The following is a 14,998-nucleotide window of genomic DNA, read 5'->3' on the forward strand; positions in this document are numbered from 1 at the left end:
AATGTCTCTCAAGCTGCGAAAGATGGAACGCGCATTGCACTGGCGCGGGGCAGGACAAGCGGACAGCGTTGTAGAGCGAAACCGATCTTTGTGGAGCCCGTGCACGTGCCGCGAGGGGCTGCAGCGAAACCGGATTGACGCGCTCAATACTGTCTGCAAGTCTCGAAAAGATAAAGGCATTGCATGAGGTTAGTTCGCCCAAGGAACGAACCGGATGCCCAACCAATAACCTGCCTTTGACCAGTTTCACGTCAGGAGAAACATTTTATGTCCAACTTCATGCGCCGGGGGCCTCGCGGGTTCGCCTCCAAACTTGCGCTGTCGGTCGTCGCGCTTTCAACGGCACTGGCCTCGCCGGTGCTCGCGGCCGGCAAGACCCTCACAGCGGTCATGCATTCGGACCTTCGCATCATCGATCCGATCTTCACCACGGCCTACATCACCCGTGACCACGGCTACATGGTCTACGACACGCTGGTGGCCCCCGATTCGAGCTTCAAGATCCAGCCGCAGATGGCGGACTGGAAGATCTCCGACGACAAGCTCACCTACACCTTCACGCTGCGCGACGGCCTGAAGTGGCATGACGGTGCGCCGGTGACGGCGGAAGACTGCGTCGCCTCGCTCAAGCGCTGGGCCGCGGTCGACGGCATGGGCCAGAAGCTCATGGACTTCACGGCGAGCATCGAGGCGACCGACGCCAAGACCATCACGCTGAAGCTGAAAGAGCCCTACGGTCTCGTCCTCGATTCCATCGGCAAGCCGTCCTCGCGCGTCGCCTTCATGATGCCGAAGCGTCTCGCCGAGACACCGCCGGACAAGCAGATCCCCGAGCAGATCGGCTCGGGTCCCTTCAAGTTCGTGCAGGGCGAATTTCAGCCGGGCGTGAAGGCGGTCTACGTCAAGAACACCGACTACGTGCCCCGCAAGGAGCCGGCGAGCTGGACCTCCGGCGGCAAGGTGGTGAAGGTCGACCGCGTCGAGTGGATCACGATGCCGGACTCGCAGACCGCGGTGAACGCGCTGCAGTCTGGCGACATCGACTTCATGGAAAACCTTCCTTACGACATGCTGCCGGTACTTGAAGCGAACAAGGAGATCACGATCGAGGTCTCCAACAAGTTCGGTTTCCAGACTCTCGGCCGGATGAACTTCCTCTATCCGCCGTTCGACAATGTGAAGGTGCGGCGCGCGGCCTTCCTGGCGATGAACCAGAAGGACGTTCTCGACGCGCTCGTCGGCAACGCCAAGTACCAGAAGGTCTGCGGCGCGTTCTTCGTCTGCGACACGCCGCTGGCGACCGAAATCGGCGCCGAGACTCTGGTGAAGGGCAACGGCATGGCCGAAGCCAAGAAGGCGCTCGCCGAGTCCGGCTACGATGGGACCCCGGTCGTGGTGATGGCGCCTGGCGACGTCACCACGCTCAAGGCGCAGCCGATCGTGGCGGCCCAGCTGCTGCGCGAGGCCGGCTTCAAGGTCGACCTGCAGGCGACCGATTGGCAGACGGTGGTGAGTCGTCGCGCCAGCCAGAAGCCCCCGAAGGAAGGCGGCTGGAACATGTTCTTCACCAACTGGGTCGCAGCCGACGTCGCCAACCCGATCGCCAATCTCTCGATCGGCGGCCAGGGCAAGAAGGGCTGGTTCGGCTGGGCGGAAGACGCCAAGATCGAGCAGCTCAAGGACGCCTTCGTCCGCGCCTCCTCGGTCGAGGAGCAGAAGAAGATCGCAGCCGACATCCAGAAGGAAGCCTATGAGCAGGTGATCTACATCCCGCTCGGGCAGTACCTGCTGCCGAGCGGCTGGCGCAAATCGCTCACCGGCGTGCTCGACGGTCCGGCAACCCCGCTGTTCTGGAACGTCGACAAGTCGGAGTAAGGCCTAGATAAGGAAAGGCGCATCGCGCGCCTTTCGTTTCGACCGTTACGCGGCGCCGCTGTCATCAGCGGCGCCGCTCGCCAGCCAGCCGCTCGCCAAGGAGAACTTCAATGTTCGAACTCATGCGTCGGGGGCGTAGGTCGTTCGCCTCCAAACTTGCGCTCTCGGTCGCGGCGCTTTCGGCACTGGCCTCGCCAGTTCTTGCCGCCGGCAAGACCATCACTGCCGTGATGCATTCGGATCTGCGCATCCTCGATCCGATCTTCACCAGCGCCTATATCTCGCGTGACCATGGCTACATGGTCTATGACACGCTGATCGCGACGGATTCGAGCTTCAAGATTCAGCCGCAGATGGCGGATTGGAAGATCTCCGACGACAAGCTGACCTACATTTTCACGCTCCGCGATGGTCTGAAGTGGCATGACGGCACGCCCGTCACCGCGGAAGATTGCGTTGCCTCCCTGAAGCGCTGGGCCGTCGTCGATGGGATGGGGCAGCAGCTGATGCTGTTCACCGCGAGCATCGAGGCGACCGACCCCAAGACCATCACGCTGAAGCTGAAGGAGCCGTACGCGCTCGTGCTGGAATCGATCGGCAAGCCGTCCTCTCGGGTCGCCTTCATGATGCCGAAGCGTCTCGCCGAGACGCCGGTGGACAAGCAGATCCCCGAGCAGATCGGCTCCGGCCCCTTCAAATTCGTGCAGGGTGAATTCCAGCCCGGCGTGAAGGCGGTCTACGTCAAGAACACCGACTATGTGCCGCGCAAGGAGCCGGCGAACTGGACCACCGGCGGCAAGGTGGTGAAGGTCGACCGCGTCGAATGGCTTACGATGCCGGACGCGCAGACGGCGTTGAACGCGCTGCAGTCGGGTGACGTCGATTTCATGGAATTTCCCGCTATCGAAATGTTGCCCGCCATTGAAGCCGACAAAGACCTCAAGATCGATATCCTGAACAAGTTCGGATTCCAGACGGGTGCACGGATGAACTTCCTTCATCCGCCGTTCGACAACGTCAAGGTCCGCCGCGCCGCGTTCCTCGCGGTCAAGCAGAAGGACGTGCTCGATGCGCTGATCGGCAATCCCAAATACTACAAGACTTGTGCTGCGGCCTTCATTTGCGACACGCCGTTCGCGACGGACGTGGGCGGCGAGACCCTTGCGAAGGGCGGCGACATGGCTGCGGCCCGGAAGGCGCTCGCCGAGTCCGGGTATGACGGGACACCGGTCGTGCTGATGGCGCCGGGCGATGTGCTGACGCTGAAGGCTCAACCGATCGTGGTGGCCCAGCAGCTGCGCGAAGCCGGCTTCAAGGTCGACCTGCAGGCGACCGACTGGCAGACGGTGGTGAGCCGCCGCGCCAGCCAGAAGTCTCCGAAGGAGGGCGGCTGGAACATGTTCATCACCAACTGGGTCAGCGCCGACGTTGACAATCCGATCTCCAACGTCGCCGTCGGCGGGCAGGGCAAGAAGGGCGGCTGGTTCGGCTGGGCGGAGGACGCCAAGATCGAGCAGCTCAAGGACGCCTTCGTTCGCGCGACCTCGGCGGAGGATCAGAAGAAGATCGCGGCCGAGATCCAGAAGGAAGCTTACGACCAGGTGCTTTATATGCCGCTGGGTCAATATCAGGCACCGAGCGCGTGGCGGAAGTCACTCACCGGCGTGCTCGACGGCCCGGCAACCCCGGTGTTCTGGAACATCGACAAATCAGAGTAGGGCGAAGGCGCGGCCTCGCGCCTTTCGTTCCGAACGTTACGCCAACGTTACGCCGCGGTGCCGCTGTCGTCAGCGGCGCCGTTTTCGTTTGTTGCTCTTGCGTGGCTTGAGATGGCGGGCCGCTTTTTAACTCTTCCAGTTTCTAATTGTTGCTATTTGTTTCCATCCTGAAATAGATGTGGCGTCTCAACGCATCATTTTCCTTGTCCCATTTGCGTCCCGTGCCGTTCGATTTTGCATTCCAGGCGATGGCCGAACGGTCCGATCGTGCGCCGGCGCGATGGCGCCGCCCGTTCCTGCATTGGCTGAGCGCAGTCGAGGCAGGCTGGGCCGTGCCGCTTCTCCTCGCCTGCTTCGTCGCGATCTGGACGCTTTACCTCGTCATCGCTTATGCCGGCGGCGGCCTGCATCCGGATACGCTCGAAGCCTGGGCCGTTGGCCGGAATTTCGCCTTTGGCTATCAGAAACATCCGCCGCTGATGGGGTGGGTTACGGCGGCATGGACCTCCGTGTTTCCGCTCAGCGACTGGTCGCTGCAATTGATGGCGATGGCCAATGCCGGGCTCGCGCTGTTCTTCGTCGACCTGATCTCGCGGCAGTTCGTGACCGGGCACAAGCGCGTGCTGGTGCTGCTGCTGTTGATGTTGACGCCGGCCTATCAATTCCATGCCCAGCGCTTCAACGCCAATGCGGTGCTGCTCGCGACCTGGCCGCTGGCGACGTATTGCTTCCTGCGCGCATTCGAGACGCGCGCCGCGTTGTGGGCGGCTGCGGCGGGATCCACGACGGCGCTGGCGATGATCGGCAAATATTACTCGATCTTCCTCGTCGCGAGCTTCGTCTTTGCCGCGCTGGCGCACCCGGGGCGGCGCGCCTATTTTTCCTCCGCTTCGCCCTGGATCTCGGTCGTCGTCGGGCTCGCGGCGCTGTCACCGCATCTGTATTGGCTCGCGACGACGGGCGCATCGACCTTCACCTATGCGCTGGCCCACGCAAACGGCAACGTCGTGAGCTCGCTCGGTGAGGTCAGAAACTTCCTGCTGGGGCTGGCGGCGGCCATGAGCGTGTCGGCTGTGTGCTGGGCGCTGATCGCCGGCACGCGGCTGAAGCAGTTTCCGGCGGATTTTGCCGCGATGAGCCCGGGCCTACGACTTCTCTTCTTCATCGCGATCGGAACGATCGCGCTGCCGGTGCTGACGTCGCTCGCGATGGGGACAGATCTGCCGTCGCTGTGGGCGTTGCAGGGGCTATTTCTTGTGGTCGTGCTCGTGGTCTGCGGCGCCCGCTATCCGATCGAGCGCTTCCACACCGTCAACGTCACAGTGATCGTGGCCATCGTCGCGCTCGCGGCAGTTCTGGTCGCGGCTCCGATCCATGCCATTTACCGCAACAAGCACGGCTACGAAGAAGGGCGGAATTTCTACGCACAGGCGGCTGACAGGGCGACGCACGAGTGGCGCGAGCTGACCGGGGAGCCGCTCAGCATCGTGACCGGCGACGACGCGCTGACCTTCGCCACGGCATTCTACAGCCCCGACCATCCGCGGCATGCGCGCCCGCTGGTGTATCAATACCCCTGGGGCGTGCCGCGCAAAGCCATGGCGGATGGCGGTTGGGCCGCGCTCTGTTTCCACGACCAGGATCTTTGCCGCGGGTGGATCGAGTGGGTGTCACCCCAGGCCGGACCCTCGGTCAGGCGCGAGTTCACTGTGCAGGCTTCACTGTGGGGCCGACCCGGCCTGACGCGGCAGATGATCCTGCTGATGGTGCCGTCTCGCGGCGAGCGGGCCGCGCCCGAGAGCGCCGCCAACGATTTCAGCGCGAGCAGGCGAGCTGCGGAGTAGGCGCGCGCTCAGCAATGACTGTCGCGCACCTGCTCGAGCCCTTCGCTGGCGAAAGGTGCAGTGAACGCGGCCTGCTCCGCATTCGGCTCGGGCCGCTTTGCGTCCGTCGGCTCCGAGGCGTGGCGGTCTTTGCGGAGTTCCAGTTCCATTGTTGCGGCCTTTCGAATTGCTGCGGTACAACATCAAGGCCACCGTGAAGTTCCTCAGGTCACGGGACGATGATGCGGCTTGAACAGCCGTCCTTTCTCCACCACCAGCACGATTCCGAGCGCAGCCAGCGTCGACAGGAAGAAGCCGATCGAGAACGGCAGCAGCGTGCCGTCAAAGCTCTGGCCGATCGCCATGCCGACCACGATGCCGATCAGGGTCGTGATCGAGCCGTAGAGCGATGAAGCGGTGCCGGCGATGTGGCCCTGCGGCTCCATGGCCAGCGCGGTGAAGTTCGCGACCATCATGCCAAACGAGAACATCATCAGCGCCGAGAGCACCATGAACAGGGCAAGCGGCAGCACACCGAGGCTTTCCGTCAGCAGCATCACGCCCGCTACGACCGTGTAGAGCGTCAGCGCGCCGTGCGAGATCACGCGCATGCCGAGCCGTCCGACCAGCTGCGCGTTGAGGAAGCCCGCCACAGCCGTACCGGCCGCGATCGCAGCGAAAGCGATCGGAAAATAGCGGCCGAGGTGATAGATGCCGGTGAAAACCTGCTGGGCGCAGAACACGTAGGCAAAGAGCGCGCCGATGACGCTGCCGGCGGCTGTCGCATAGCCGATGGTCTGGCGGTTGGTCACGGTCTGGCGAAAGGCCGAGAGCACATCGGCGGGCGCGAGCGACCTGCGCTCCGATTCGGGAAGGGTTTCAGGCAGCCGCAGCACGCACCATGCGAGCGCGAGCAGGCCATAGAGCATCAGCACGACGAAGATGCCGCGCCAGGCCGTCACCAGCAGCACGGCCTGTCCGAATGACGGCGCGATCACGGGCACCGCAATGAACACCATCATCGCGAGCGACATCACGCTCGCCATGCGGCGGCCGACATAGCAGTCGCGCACGATCGAGGTCGCGATCACGCGCGTTGCCGAGGTGCCGAGCCCTTGCAGCGCGCGCGCCAGCAGCAGCGTCTCGAACGAGGGCGCGGCAACCGCGAGCACGCTCGCCACCGCATAGACCGCCATGCCGCCGAGCAGCACCGGACGGCGACCGAAGCGGTCGGACAACGGCCCCATGACGAACTGACCGGCGCCGAAGCCGATCAGGAAGGTCGACAGCACGAGCTGGAGTTGATTGGCGACGGGAATGCTGAACGCCGTCCCGATATTGGGCAGAGCCGGCAGCATCATGTCCATCGCAAGCGGATTGAGCGCCATGATGGACGCAATCACGATAACGAATTCGGGAAAACCCATGGGCCGGTGTCCCGAGGACACCCAACCGTCGGCATTGACGTCGGACAAGAAGCTCACCTCTGAAATTCAGGGCTTTTTCTAGCGGTTATGCTGCGGCGCACAACCCATGTTTCGGGATGGCTGTCAGGCAGGACGACGGCGGACACGAGTTGGTGAGGTCGCCCGCCACTCCGGCCGCGGCGTCGAGGTTAAGGGCGGCTTAAGGCCGACGGTTCTGAGCTGATTCGACCAGGCCAAGCGCCAATTGTCCCGCGGTCTCCACGTAATCCAGGTCGCGATGGATCAGCATCACGGTCGTGGCGCCGTCGAGCAGGATCACGATCTGGCGCGCGAGCGCCGCGGCATCGGCAACGCCGTGGCCCTGCAATTCCGTTGCGAGCCAGGCTTCGAAGCGCTTCTTGTGCGCCGCCCCGGCCTTGACCGCAGGATGTGCCGGGGTGTTCGCGAGCTCGGCGATGGTGCGGAGGAATCCGCAGCCGCGCCAGCGCGGCGTGTTCACGGAGCGTCCGAGCTTGGTGAAGAGACCGCGGACCTTGTCGGCGGCGCCGCCGTCGGTCTCCGCGAACCAGCGCATGTAAAGCTCCAGCGTCGGCTGGTCCCTGGCCGCGATGGTTTCGGCGACGAGCTCGTCCTTGCTGGTGAAATGATAATAGAGCGTCTTCTTGGTGACGCCGGCCGTCTCGGCGACGGCATCCATGCTCACCGCCTTGATGCCTTCGCCATAGAACAGGCGCGTCGCGGCAACGACGATCTGCTCCCGCGTGCTGTCACCGCTTCTCGACATGGCCTCAAATGTATACTGCCTAGTGAGTATACACGGCAAGGCCGCTGTGGCTGACTTCCGCGCCTGTTCGACCTGGAAGGAGCCTGCACTTGTCCGATCTCGTCCTCGCGCAGACGCGCGGCGCCGTTGCACTGCTGACGTTCAATCGCCCCAACAAGCTCAACGCGCTGAGCTACGCCCTCATCGACCGTCTGATGACGACCCTCGACCGCATCGAGGACGACGCCAGTGTTCGTGCCGTCGTGCTGACCGGGGCAGGCGACCGGGCCTTCTCGGCCGGCGCCGACATCGCCGAATTCTCGGAGAGCGTGAAAGCCGGGCCCGATGCCGCGGTGAAGGCGTTCGTGCGGCGCGGCCAGGCGATGACGGCGCGCCTGGAGGCGTTTCCGAAGCCGGTCATCGCTGCGGTCAACGGCATCGCCTTCGGCGGCGGCTGCGAGATCACGGAAGCCGTGCATCTTGCCGTCGCGAGCGAGCGGGCAAGCTTCGCCAAGCCGGAGATTGCCATCGGCATCACGCCGACCTTTGGCGGCACCCAGCGCCTGCCGCGGCTCGCGGGCCGGAAGCGTGCGCTGGAACACCTGCTGACGGGAGATTCCTTTTCTCCACAACGAGCCGTCGAGATGGGATTGGTCAACCGCGTCGTGCCGCACGAGCAGCTCATGGACGCCACCTTCGCGCTGGCGGGTCGCATCGTCAGGCATTCGCAGCTGGCGGTCGCCCGGGTCATCACCGCCACCACGCGGGGCCTCAACGTCTCCATCTCCGAAGGCCTTGCCATCGAGGGGGAGCAGTTCGCGCGCATGGCGGCGACACAGGATACGCGCGAAGCGCTCGACGCCTGGCTGGCCGCACGCGCGTCGCGGTAGGGGGCGTGGCGACGGTTTCGCCGCCGTCTCAGCCGGGGCCGGCAACCAGCCATTCACCATAAGATCGCGGACGCCGCATCGGGGAGATGAATCCGCAACTCATCCTGTCCATTGTGGGCCCGATGGGGCGCCGCGCAGGCGCCCCGAGGGAACCCACCAAGGCAGGTATTTCGCGATGTCCGACGTGACCGGCATAGCACGAGGATTGGGCCCCTCGCTTGACACGAGCGCAGGGCGAAACACCTGGCTTGCCTGGCTCATCGGGCTGACGGCGCTGCTGGTGCTCGGCAATCTTGTCAGCGACGGCTCAATTCCCCTGAATTACGGCTGGGATGTTCGCGTCAATTGCGCCGCGGTCGATGCCTATGCCGACGGGCTCGATCCCTATTTCGTCAAGAATTTGAAGGGCACCAGGTTTTCCTACCCCTATCTGCCTGTGACGCTCGACGTGTTTCGTCCCCTCTGCGCGGGCGGTGTCCTCGTCGCTCATCACATGAGCCTATACCTCGTGCTCGCCGTGCTCTGCGCCCTGGCCCTTCCGGGTCTTGGCCCGACGCGCACCAGCCCGCGCGATGTTGCGCTCAGGCTGCTCTGCGTGTTCGGTGCGTTCCTCGGCTTCGAGTGGGTCTGGGCGTCGGGGAATTTCGCGATCCTGGGCGGCGTGCTGACCGCAGTCGCGCTGAGGCTTCTGCTTTCGCCGGCCTCCGGCGCATGGGACCGCGGCTTCGCCTTGCGCGTCGGCGGTGCCGCGCTGCTTGGTCTCGTGACCTCTTTCAAGCTGGTGTTCTGTCCCGTGATCGCCGCGCTCTATTTCCTGCCGCTGCCGCGCGCGCGCAAGCTGGCGCTGGTCGCGGTGGCCGCGTTCGGCTTCGCATTGCCGATCCTGATCTCGAGGCTGTTCTACGCCGACCTGTTCTCGAGCTGGCTGGGTGTGCTGACGAAGCAGATCCCCGATCAGCATGTCGTCGAGCTCATGGAAAACAATCCGTCGCTGCTGCTGCTGGCGCGCAGCCTCCTGGAGCAAGTCGGGCTAGGCGACAGCAAGCCGGTGATGTTCGCGACCTATGGGATCGCAGCGCTCGCAATCGTGCTCGTGCCGTTCGTCCTGTCCGTCCTGCGCGAGGTCGGCAGCGGACCGGTTCGGGAAGGGGAATCGCTTCTGGCGCGGCTCGATCGCTGGCTGATCGAGCATCCCCGCGTCGCCACGCGCGTCACCGTGCTCGCGATGTTTGCGCTCTATGTCAGCTCGCCCCGCCTCAAGGAATATGCCTTCTTCGAGCTCGCGGTCTATGCCGCGGTTCTCATCGCCGATCTTCCGTCCCTGGCACTCGCCGCCATGCTCAGCGTCGGTCTGCTCGCTCCCGGCATGGTCTCGATTTCGGGACACACGGTGGAGGGCGGCTTCATCCTCCTCATCGTCGCGCTGGCAACCTTCTGGATCCTGCTGCTGGATTTTCGCGCGGAGCCGATGCGACTTGAGCCGCGGGACGCGCGTTGATGACGAGCCTCGCCTCGTCCGCAGATGCCCGATCCCTGGCCGCGAACGCGTCAGGAAGCCGCTGGCGGACCTGGGTGATCCTGGTCGCGGCATTGCTTGTCGCCATGTCCGTCACCGTCGACTTCGCCGCAGAGGACACCTTCGGCTGGGACGTACGGATCAACTGCGCGGCAGTGGATGCCCACCTTGCGGGGCTCGATCCCTATTTCGTCAAGAACCTCAAGGATACGAAACTCTCCTACCCCTATCTTCCGGTCACCCTCGACGCGTTTCGGCCGCTCTGCGCCGGCGGTTTTCTGGTCGCCCATTACAAGCCGACCTATCTCGTCCTTGCGTTGATCTGCGCGCTGCTGCTGCCTGGTCTCGGCACGGCGCGCCGGGGTTGGCGGGATGTCGTGCTGCGAGGCGTGTTCGTGCTCGGTGGTTTCCTCGGCTTCGACTGGGTCGTTGCGACCGGTAATTTCGAGATCCTCAGCGGCCTGCTGACGGCGGCCTCGCTCGCATTGTTGCTGCGCTCTGTGCCGTCCGGCAGGCGGGGTGAGGTGAGCCTCATGCCGCAGCTCGCCGGGGCGGCCGTGCTCGGCCTCGTCACCGCGTTCAAGCTGGTGTTCTTGCCGGTCCTTGCCGCGCTCTATTTCCTGCCGCAGCCGAGACGCCGCAAGCTGCTTCTGGTTGCGGTGGCGGCGGGCGCGTTCGTCCTGCCGATCCTGGTTTCGCTGCTGTTATATCCGGATCTGTCTCGGAGCTGGCTCAGCGCGATCACCGGCCAGATCCCCGGACAGCATTCACCCGCAAGCGAGGTCAATCCGTCGCTGTTGCTGATTGCGTCGACGCTTGCAGGCCAAATTGGACTTGCCGGCAGCAAGGTGTTCGTCATCGGCCTCTACGGGGTCATCGCGATCACGCTTGTGCTCGCGCCGTTCGCGCTTTCGGTGTGGCGCATGTTCAAGCGCCAGGGCGAGCCTCGGACAGCCTCGCTGCTTCAGGCGTTTGACGACTGGCTGGTGAATCATCCGGGCGCGGCGATGCGCATCACCGTCCTCGCGATGTACGCGCTCTATCTCTGCACGCCGAGACCGAAGGAATATACCTTTTTTCAGGTGGCGCTCTACGCGGCCATTCTCGTCGCCGATCTGCCCGCGATGATGATGGTCGCCGCACTCACGGTCGCGGTCGCCATTCCGGTCCTGGCGTCGGCCTCGGTCACCGCCTTCATGGGCGGGTATGGCCAGCTCACGCTCGCGCTGATCTGCTTCTGGATTCTGCTTCCGCGCGAACCGCAGCGGATGTGATCTATCTCGGCGCCGGCGGCGCAGTGTAGAGGCTCATATAGGCGCCCGTGTAGTCTTCTTTCCAGCCTCGCCGGCCGACGAGGAACTGCCGGAGCTGCTCGTGTCCGCGGACCCAGAGCACCGCATCGATTCTGTATTTGCTGATGACCGAGTCCCAGGCGGCCTCGTCGATGTCCCAGCGCACCAGCTTGAGATAGTCGCGCAGCAATTCGTCCGGATAGGCGGTCGCGGCCCGGCCGTCCACGAACATCGGCACCGATCCGTGGGTGCGGAAGATCAGGAGCCCGCCGGAATTCCAGTGGTTCAGCACGCGCGAATGCGTGGAGTGCGCGAGCAAATAGCCGGCATCCTCATCCGAGAGCATGTCCGGCAGCGCCAGCGCCGGTCGCACCTGCAGGAAGCTGAGCGGCAGCACGAACACACCGATGATCCCCGCCGCCAGCATCGCGCGGCGGATGTCGAACCGCGACAGCCGCTCGGGCAGCAGCCGGTCGACATGCAGCGCCATCGGGACTGCCGAGAAGATGAAGAAGAACGCGATGTACCTGAACTGGTAGAGGCCCAGGAACAGGAACAGCCAAGCCAGCAGGCGCGGCTCCACCGGAATGGGTTTCGAGTTTCGATAGTGCAGCTCGAGCGCAATGAACGTCAACGCATAGGCGATGCCGGGGATGCTTCCGGGCAGCTCCATGTTGTGGAGATAGGGACGCCATTCGCCGATATTGGCCTGGATGAAATGGCCGAGCGTCGCCATCACGCCGTCGTAGATGTGCCATCCCAGGGGATTGACGAAGATCGCAGCAACGCACCCGATGCCCGCGAAGCAGTAATTCCTGAAGTTCGCCCAGTCCCGTCGCAGCAAGGCGACGCCGGCGAAGACGCCGATGATCGGAAAGGCGAGCATGAAGCCGCCGTGCAGATTGACCCACAGCACCATCAACACCGGCAGCAGGAACCAGCTGCGCCGCTGCAGGCATTCGCCGTAGAAGATCACCGCGAACAGCATGGTCGCGATATTCGGCGATGCCGCCAGATAGGTGTTGGGCGCCGCCTCGTAGCAGGGGTAGAGCAGGCATGCGGCGAAGACGGTGATGCAGACCGCCGGCACCGATGCGCCGCTGCGCAGGCCGCATGAGGTGAGGTATGCGACGATGACCGCGCCGCAGGCGACGACCAGCAGGACGATCCCGGCAAGGCCCGCGTGCTGGTAGAGCACGCTGGCAATCACGTCCCAGAGCCACGACAGATTGTACCAGCGCTTGTCTGCGAGCGTGAACGCCCACGGATCCTGAAACGGGATCTCGCCGCGCTCCCTGATCAGGTCTCCCGCCGCGATGTGCCAGCCGAGGTCGTAGTGGCTGAGCTGGACCGGACCGTTCGAAATGTAGAACACCGACAGGAACGCGATCAGGACGAGGTAGATCTCGCGCCCGTGCAAATGGCGTCCGAACGCCGTGGGCGCCCCGCCAATCCCGGTCCGGGACCAATTCTCGCGCGCGTCCATGAAAACTCTCACCATCGAAGCCGGCGCTGCAGGCTGCCGCGTTTCCCTTGAAGCCTGCGGCAACGGCGGCAGACATCGTTCGATTTAGGGGAGGACGGTCTAAGGTCGGGTAAAGGTCGGTTGCACTATGCAGGCGAGTTGGTGAACGAATGCTTGCGTGAAGGTAGGCGTCGGCGGGGGTGCAATCTGGGCGAGAAATGGTAAACTATAGCAATCTGTCACTGAAAACTGCTGGCATTCTGTCTAAAATTATCGCTTGATATCTCCGGGCTACGAGATCGAGGCGAGAATGAGTGACACACCGTCCCAGTCATCGGCTCCGCAGGAGCGCGGCCTTGCAATTACCACGGCGCAAGCGACCGTTGCGGCGGCGGCCCTGGCAGTCGTTAGCGCCATTGGCGGCGCGTTCATTCAATCAATGACGACGCGCGACGTTGAGGCGGGAAAGTCGTCAACTGCCCTCAGCATCGAGAAGACAAAGGTCGACGGTAGTCTGGAGATCGAACGACAGAAGCAGGCAGCGGCAACCGAGCTGGCGAGGCGGGAATTTGAAACAAAGCTCATCCTGAAGGCCATCGAAACGCCGGATCGGGACGAGGCGGTTCGAAACCTCAAATTCTTTTTGAATGCGGGTTTCATTCAGGACCCGGATCAGAAAATCGTCAATCTCAGCGCGAGTCAGTATCCTTCGATTACGCCACCGCCACCGACCGTTTCCGTGCCGTTCGAGAGACGCCCGGCTGGGCAGCCTCCTACTTCTCAGGATCAGGTCAATCCGAAGTTATTTGAGGCGGCTTCCTCGTTAGTCGGGTATTCCACGGCCAATGTGCCGGGGACAGGTCGCGGGATGCTTGCTTCGGCATGGTCGGTCAACGAGGTCGCGCGGATTGCACTTGGAAAGCCAATCAGTTCTTCAAATGGCGATAACGGGTTGAGCATCCTCGCAACCTTTGAGATCTTGAAAGCTCGTCATATCGAGCAACCGATCGCGAAGGTGAAACCCGGAATGATCATCGTGTCGCCCACGCAAGGAAGTGCAACCGGGCATATTGGAATTACGGGGACGCCGTTGGCGGATGAGCCCGATAATTTCATCATTTTCTCGAATAGCTCAACCAGTGCTGCGTTCGCGCAAAACTTCACCTTGCGGTCATGGAAGGCACTCTTCGAGGAGAAGAAGCTGGAAGTTCATTTCTTCGAGATCGATTTCAAAGCGCAATGACTGGGCACGCGAACCCCGTGTCAAAGGCGGGGGCTGATAGTGCCCGACCGCGTGCCGGTCGCGGCGTCGATCTCCGGCGGCGTCTTGCGACCGCGGGTCTGTTTATGATCGTGCGGCCGCGCCATTCCCGGTCAGCTCTCATGGTGCGGGCAGCCGGGGTCGAACCGGCACAGCGCTTGCGCGCCGAGGGATTTTAAGTCCCTTGCGTCTACCAATTCCGCCATGCCCGCTTGATCCAACGAGATCAAACACTTAAGTCCACCTGCGGCCGTCTGGAATTGGCGTTTGCGGCCCGGCGGGTGTCCTTCCTTAAGCGAGCCGGGCGCACAAGGCAAAGCCTCAATCCGGACATCTGTTGCTGCTTTAGGCATTCTCAATCCACGGGGACTATTCATCCGGCATGGCTGCTTCGCTTTCATCTCCGCTGCGCTTCTGCGGCGCGTTTCTCGTGCTGCTCGCGGGCGGGGCGGCCCTGGCCGGCTGCGCCGGCATCAGCGAGACGGTCGCGCCGGCCTTTGCCGATCCCGCCAAGTACGATCTGTACGATTGCAAGCAGCTCGAGACCGAGCGCAAGGCCCTCACCGCCCGCACGACCGATTTGCAGAGGCTGATGGACAAGGCGGAGACGGGGGCCGGCGGGGCCGTCGTGTCCGAGCTCGCCTATCGCAACGACTACGTCGCGGTGCGCGGGCAGGCGCAGCTCGCTGAAGACGCCTGGCGCCGCAACAGATGCCGGGAGACGCCGCCGGGTGCAGCTCCGGTGGCCTCAAGTCCGCAGCCGCCGGTGATCAAGCCCGCTCCGAGATCCGGCAGCGTCGCGCGCTGAGCCGGCACGAATGCATCAGCCTCAGGGCCGCCAGCGGTAGATCCAGTCCTGGCGTGCCAGCATGCGGTCCGGGCCAAGCGCACGGATCGCAAGATCGCGCGCCATCGCGAGCGGCCCGGTGAGATGATAGATGCGGCCCTGCTGCCGCGCGGTCCGCTGC

The 14,998-nt window shown here is 63.7% G+C and carries 12 protein-coding genes, 1 tRNA gene and 1 pseudogene; 8 read left to right on the plus strand and 6 right to left on the minus strand.

Translation table 11 applies throughout. The features are described from left to right. Positions 1 to 267 precede the first annotated feature (267 nt). The 3 genes from A5906_RS05655 to A5906_RS05665 all read left to right on the plus strand — a co-directional run bounded on the left by A5906_RS05655 (position 268) and on the right by A5906_RS05665 (position 5,437). A complete protein-coding gene (locus A5906_RS05655) occupies positions 268 to 1,875 on the plus strand; it encodes an ABC transporter substrate-binding protein (protein ID WP_080134284.1) in 1,608 nt (535 codons plus the stop codon). Positions 1,876 to 1,985: 110 nt separating this feature from the next. Beyond that, positions 1,986 to 3,593, plus strand: a complete 1,608-nt coding sequence (locus A5906_RS05660) for an ABC transporter substrate-binding protein (protein ID WP_080134285.1) — start codon at positions 1,986 to 1,988, stop codon at positions 3,591 to 3,593. 212 nt (positions 3,594 to 3,805) lie between these two features. Further along, positions 3,806 to 5,437, plus strand: coding sequence for a glycosyltransferase family 39 protein (locus A5906_RS05665; protein ID WP_347337590.1), 1,632 nt, complete (start codon positions 3,806 to 3,808; stop codon positions 5,435 to 5,437). An 8-nt stretch (positions 5,438 to 5,445) separates the two neighbouring features. On the opposite strand, the gene A5906_RS42860 is transcribed toward A5906_RS05665, so the two are convergent. From A5906_RS42860 to A5906_RS05675, 3 genes are all read right to left on the minus strand, one after another. After that, positions 5,446 to 5,586: a hypothetical protein gene (locus A5906_RS42860; protein WP_167523487.1), complete on the minus strand. Its 141-nt coding sequence runs from the start codon at positions 5,584 to 5,586 to the stop codon at positions 5,446 to 5,448. A 54-nt stretch (positions 5,587 to 5,640) separates the two neighbouring features. Further along, positions 5,641 to 6,891 (minus strand): multidrug effflux MFS transporter, encoded by a 1,251-nt coding sequence (locus tag A5906_RS05670; RefSeq protein WP_080134387.1) that lies wholly within the window; start codon positions 6,889 to 6,891, stop codon positions 5,641 to 5,643. 151 nt (positions 6,892 to 7,042) lie between these two features. Further along, positions 7,043 to 7,627 (minus strand): TetR/AcrR family transcriptional regulator, encoded by a 585-nt coding sequence (locus A5906_RS05675; protein ID WP_080134287.1) that lies wholly within the window; start codon positions 7,625 to 7,627, stop codon positions 7,043 to 7,045. An 89-nt stretch (positions 7,628 to 7,716) separates the two neighbouring features. On the opposite strand from A5906_RS05675, the gene A5906_RS05680 reads away from it, so the two are divergent. The 3 genes from A5906_RS05680 to A5906_RS05690 all read left to right on the plus strand — a co-directional run bounded on the left by A5906_RS05680 (position 7,717) and on the right by A5906_RS05690 (position 11,286). Next, positions 7,717 to 8,496: a crotonase/enoyl-CoA hydratase family protein gene (locus A5906_RS05680; RefSeq protein ID WP_080134288.1), complete on the plus strand. Its 780-nt coding sequence runs from the start codon at positions 7,717 to 7,719 to the stop codon at positions 8,494 to 8,496. 175 nt (positions 8,497 to 8,671) lie between these two features. Further along, positions 8,672 to 9,994 (plus strand): hypothetical protein, encoded by a 1,323-nt coding sequence (locus A5906_RS05685; RefSeq protein ID WP_080134289.1) that lies wholly within the window; start codon positions 8,672 to 8,674, stop codon positions 9,992 to 9,994. Further along, positions 9,994 to 11,286: a hypothetical protein gene (locus A5906_RS05690; RefSeq protein ID WP_080134290.1), complete on the plus strand. Its 1,293-nt coding sequence runs from the start codon at positions 9,994 to 9,996 to the stop codon at positions 11,284 to 11,286. Before A5906_RS05685 ends, A5906_RS05690 begins: the two co-directional genes overlap by 1 nt. A 1-nt stretch (position 11,287) precedes the next feature. Here the strand turns inward: A5906_RS05690 and A5906_RS05695 are convergent, their stop codons facing one another. Next, positions 11,288 to 12,790: a hypothetical protein gene (locus tag A5906_RS05695; RefSeq protein ID WP_080134291.1), complete on the minus strand. Its 1,503-nt coding sequence runs from the start codon at positions 12,788 to 12,790 to the stop codon at positions 11,288 to 11,290. Positions 12,791 to 13,079: 289 nt separating this feature from the next. Between A5906_RS05695 and A5906_RS05700 the strand changes: the two genes are divergently transcribed. Next, a complete protein-coding gene (locus A5906_RS05700) occupies positions 13,080 to 14,012 on the plus strand; it encodes a hypothetical protein (RefSeq protein WP_136614992.1) in 933 nt (310 codons plus the stop codon). A 141-nt stretch (positions 14,013 to 14,153) separates the two neighbouring features. On the opposite strand, the gene A5906_RS05705 is transcribed toward A5906_RS05700, so the two are convergent. Beyond that, positions 14,154 to 14,242 (minus strand) — tRNA-Leu (locus tag A5906_RS05705). A 170-nt stretch (positions 14,243 to 14,412) separates the two neighbouring features. On the opposite strand from A5906_RS05705, the gene A5906_RS05710 reads away from it, so the two are divergent. Continuing rightward, the gene (locus A5906_RS05710; RefSeq protein WP_080134293.1) at positions 14,413 to 14,838 is read left to right on the plus strand and encodes a twin-arginine translocation pathway signal; all 426 of its coding nucleotides are present in this window, start codon (positions 14,413 to 14,415) and stop codon (positions 14,836 to 14,838) included. A 21-nt stretch (positions 14,839 to 14,859) separates the two neighbouring features. On the opposite strand, the pseudogene A5906_RS43905 reads toward A5906_RS05710, so the two are convergent. Beyond that, a pseudogene (locus tag A5906_RS43905) lies at positions 14,860 to 14,998 on the minus strand (FAD-dependent monooxygenase); the annotation flags it as partial.

The organism is Bradyrhizobium sacchari (assembly GCF_002068095.1).
Taxonomy (GTDB): Bacteria; Pseudomonadota; Alphaproteobacteria; order Rhizobiales; family Xanthobacteraceae; genus Bradyrhizobium; species Bradyrhizobium sacchari.

Coding starts and splice junctions, on each gene's coding strand:
- A5906_RS05655 (WP_080134284.1), top strand. CDS start 268: ATGTCCAACTTCATGCGCCGGGGGCCTCGCGGGTTCGCCTCCAAACTT.
- A5906_RS05685 (WP_080134289.1), top strand. CDS start 8,672: ATGTCCGACGTGACCGGCATAGCACGAGGATTGGGCCCCTCGCTTGAC.
- A5906_RS05710 (WP_080134293.1), top strand. CDS start 14,413: ATGGCTGCTTCGCTTTCATCTCCGCTGCGCTTCTGCGGCGCGTTTCTC.
- A5906_RS05675 (WP_080134287.1), bottom strand. CDS start 7,627: ATGTCGAGAAGCGGTGACAGCACGCGGGAGCAGATCGTCGTTGCCGCG.
- A5906_RS05660 (WP_080134285.1), top strand. CDS start 1,986: ATGTTCGAACTCATGCGTCGGGGGCGTAGGTCGTTCGCCTCCAAACTT.
- A5906_RS42860 (WP_167523487.1), bottom strand. CDS start 5,586: ATGGAACTGGAACTCCGCAAAGACCGCCACGCCTCGGAGCCGACGGAC.
- A5906_RS05700 (WP_136614992.1), top strand. CDS start 13,080: ATGAGTGACACACCGTCCCAGTCATCGGCTCCGCAGGAGCGCGGCCTT.
- A5906_RS05690 (WP_080134290.1), top strand. CDS start 9,994: ATGACGAGCCTCGCCTCGTCCGCAGATGCCCGATCCCTGGCCGCGAAC.
- A5906_RS05695 (WP_080134291.1), bottom strand. CDS start 12,790: ATGGACGCGCGCGAGAATTGGTCCCGGACCGGGATTGGCGGGGCGCCC.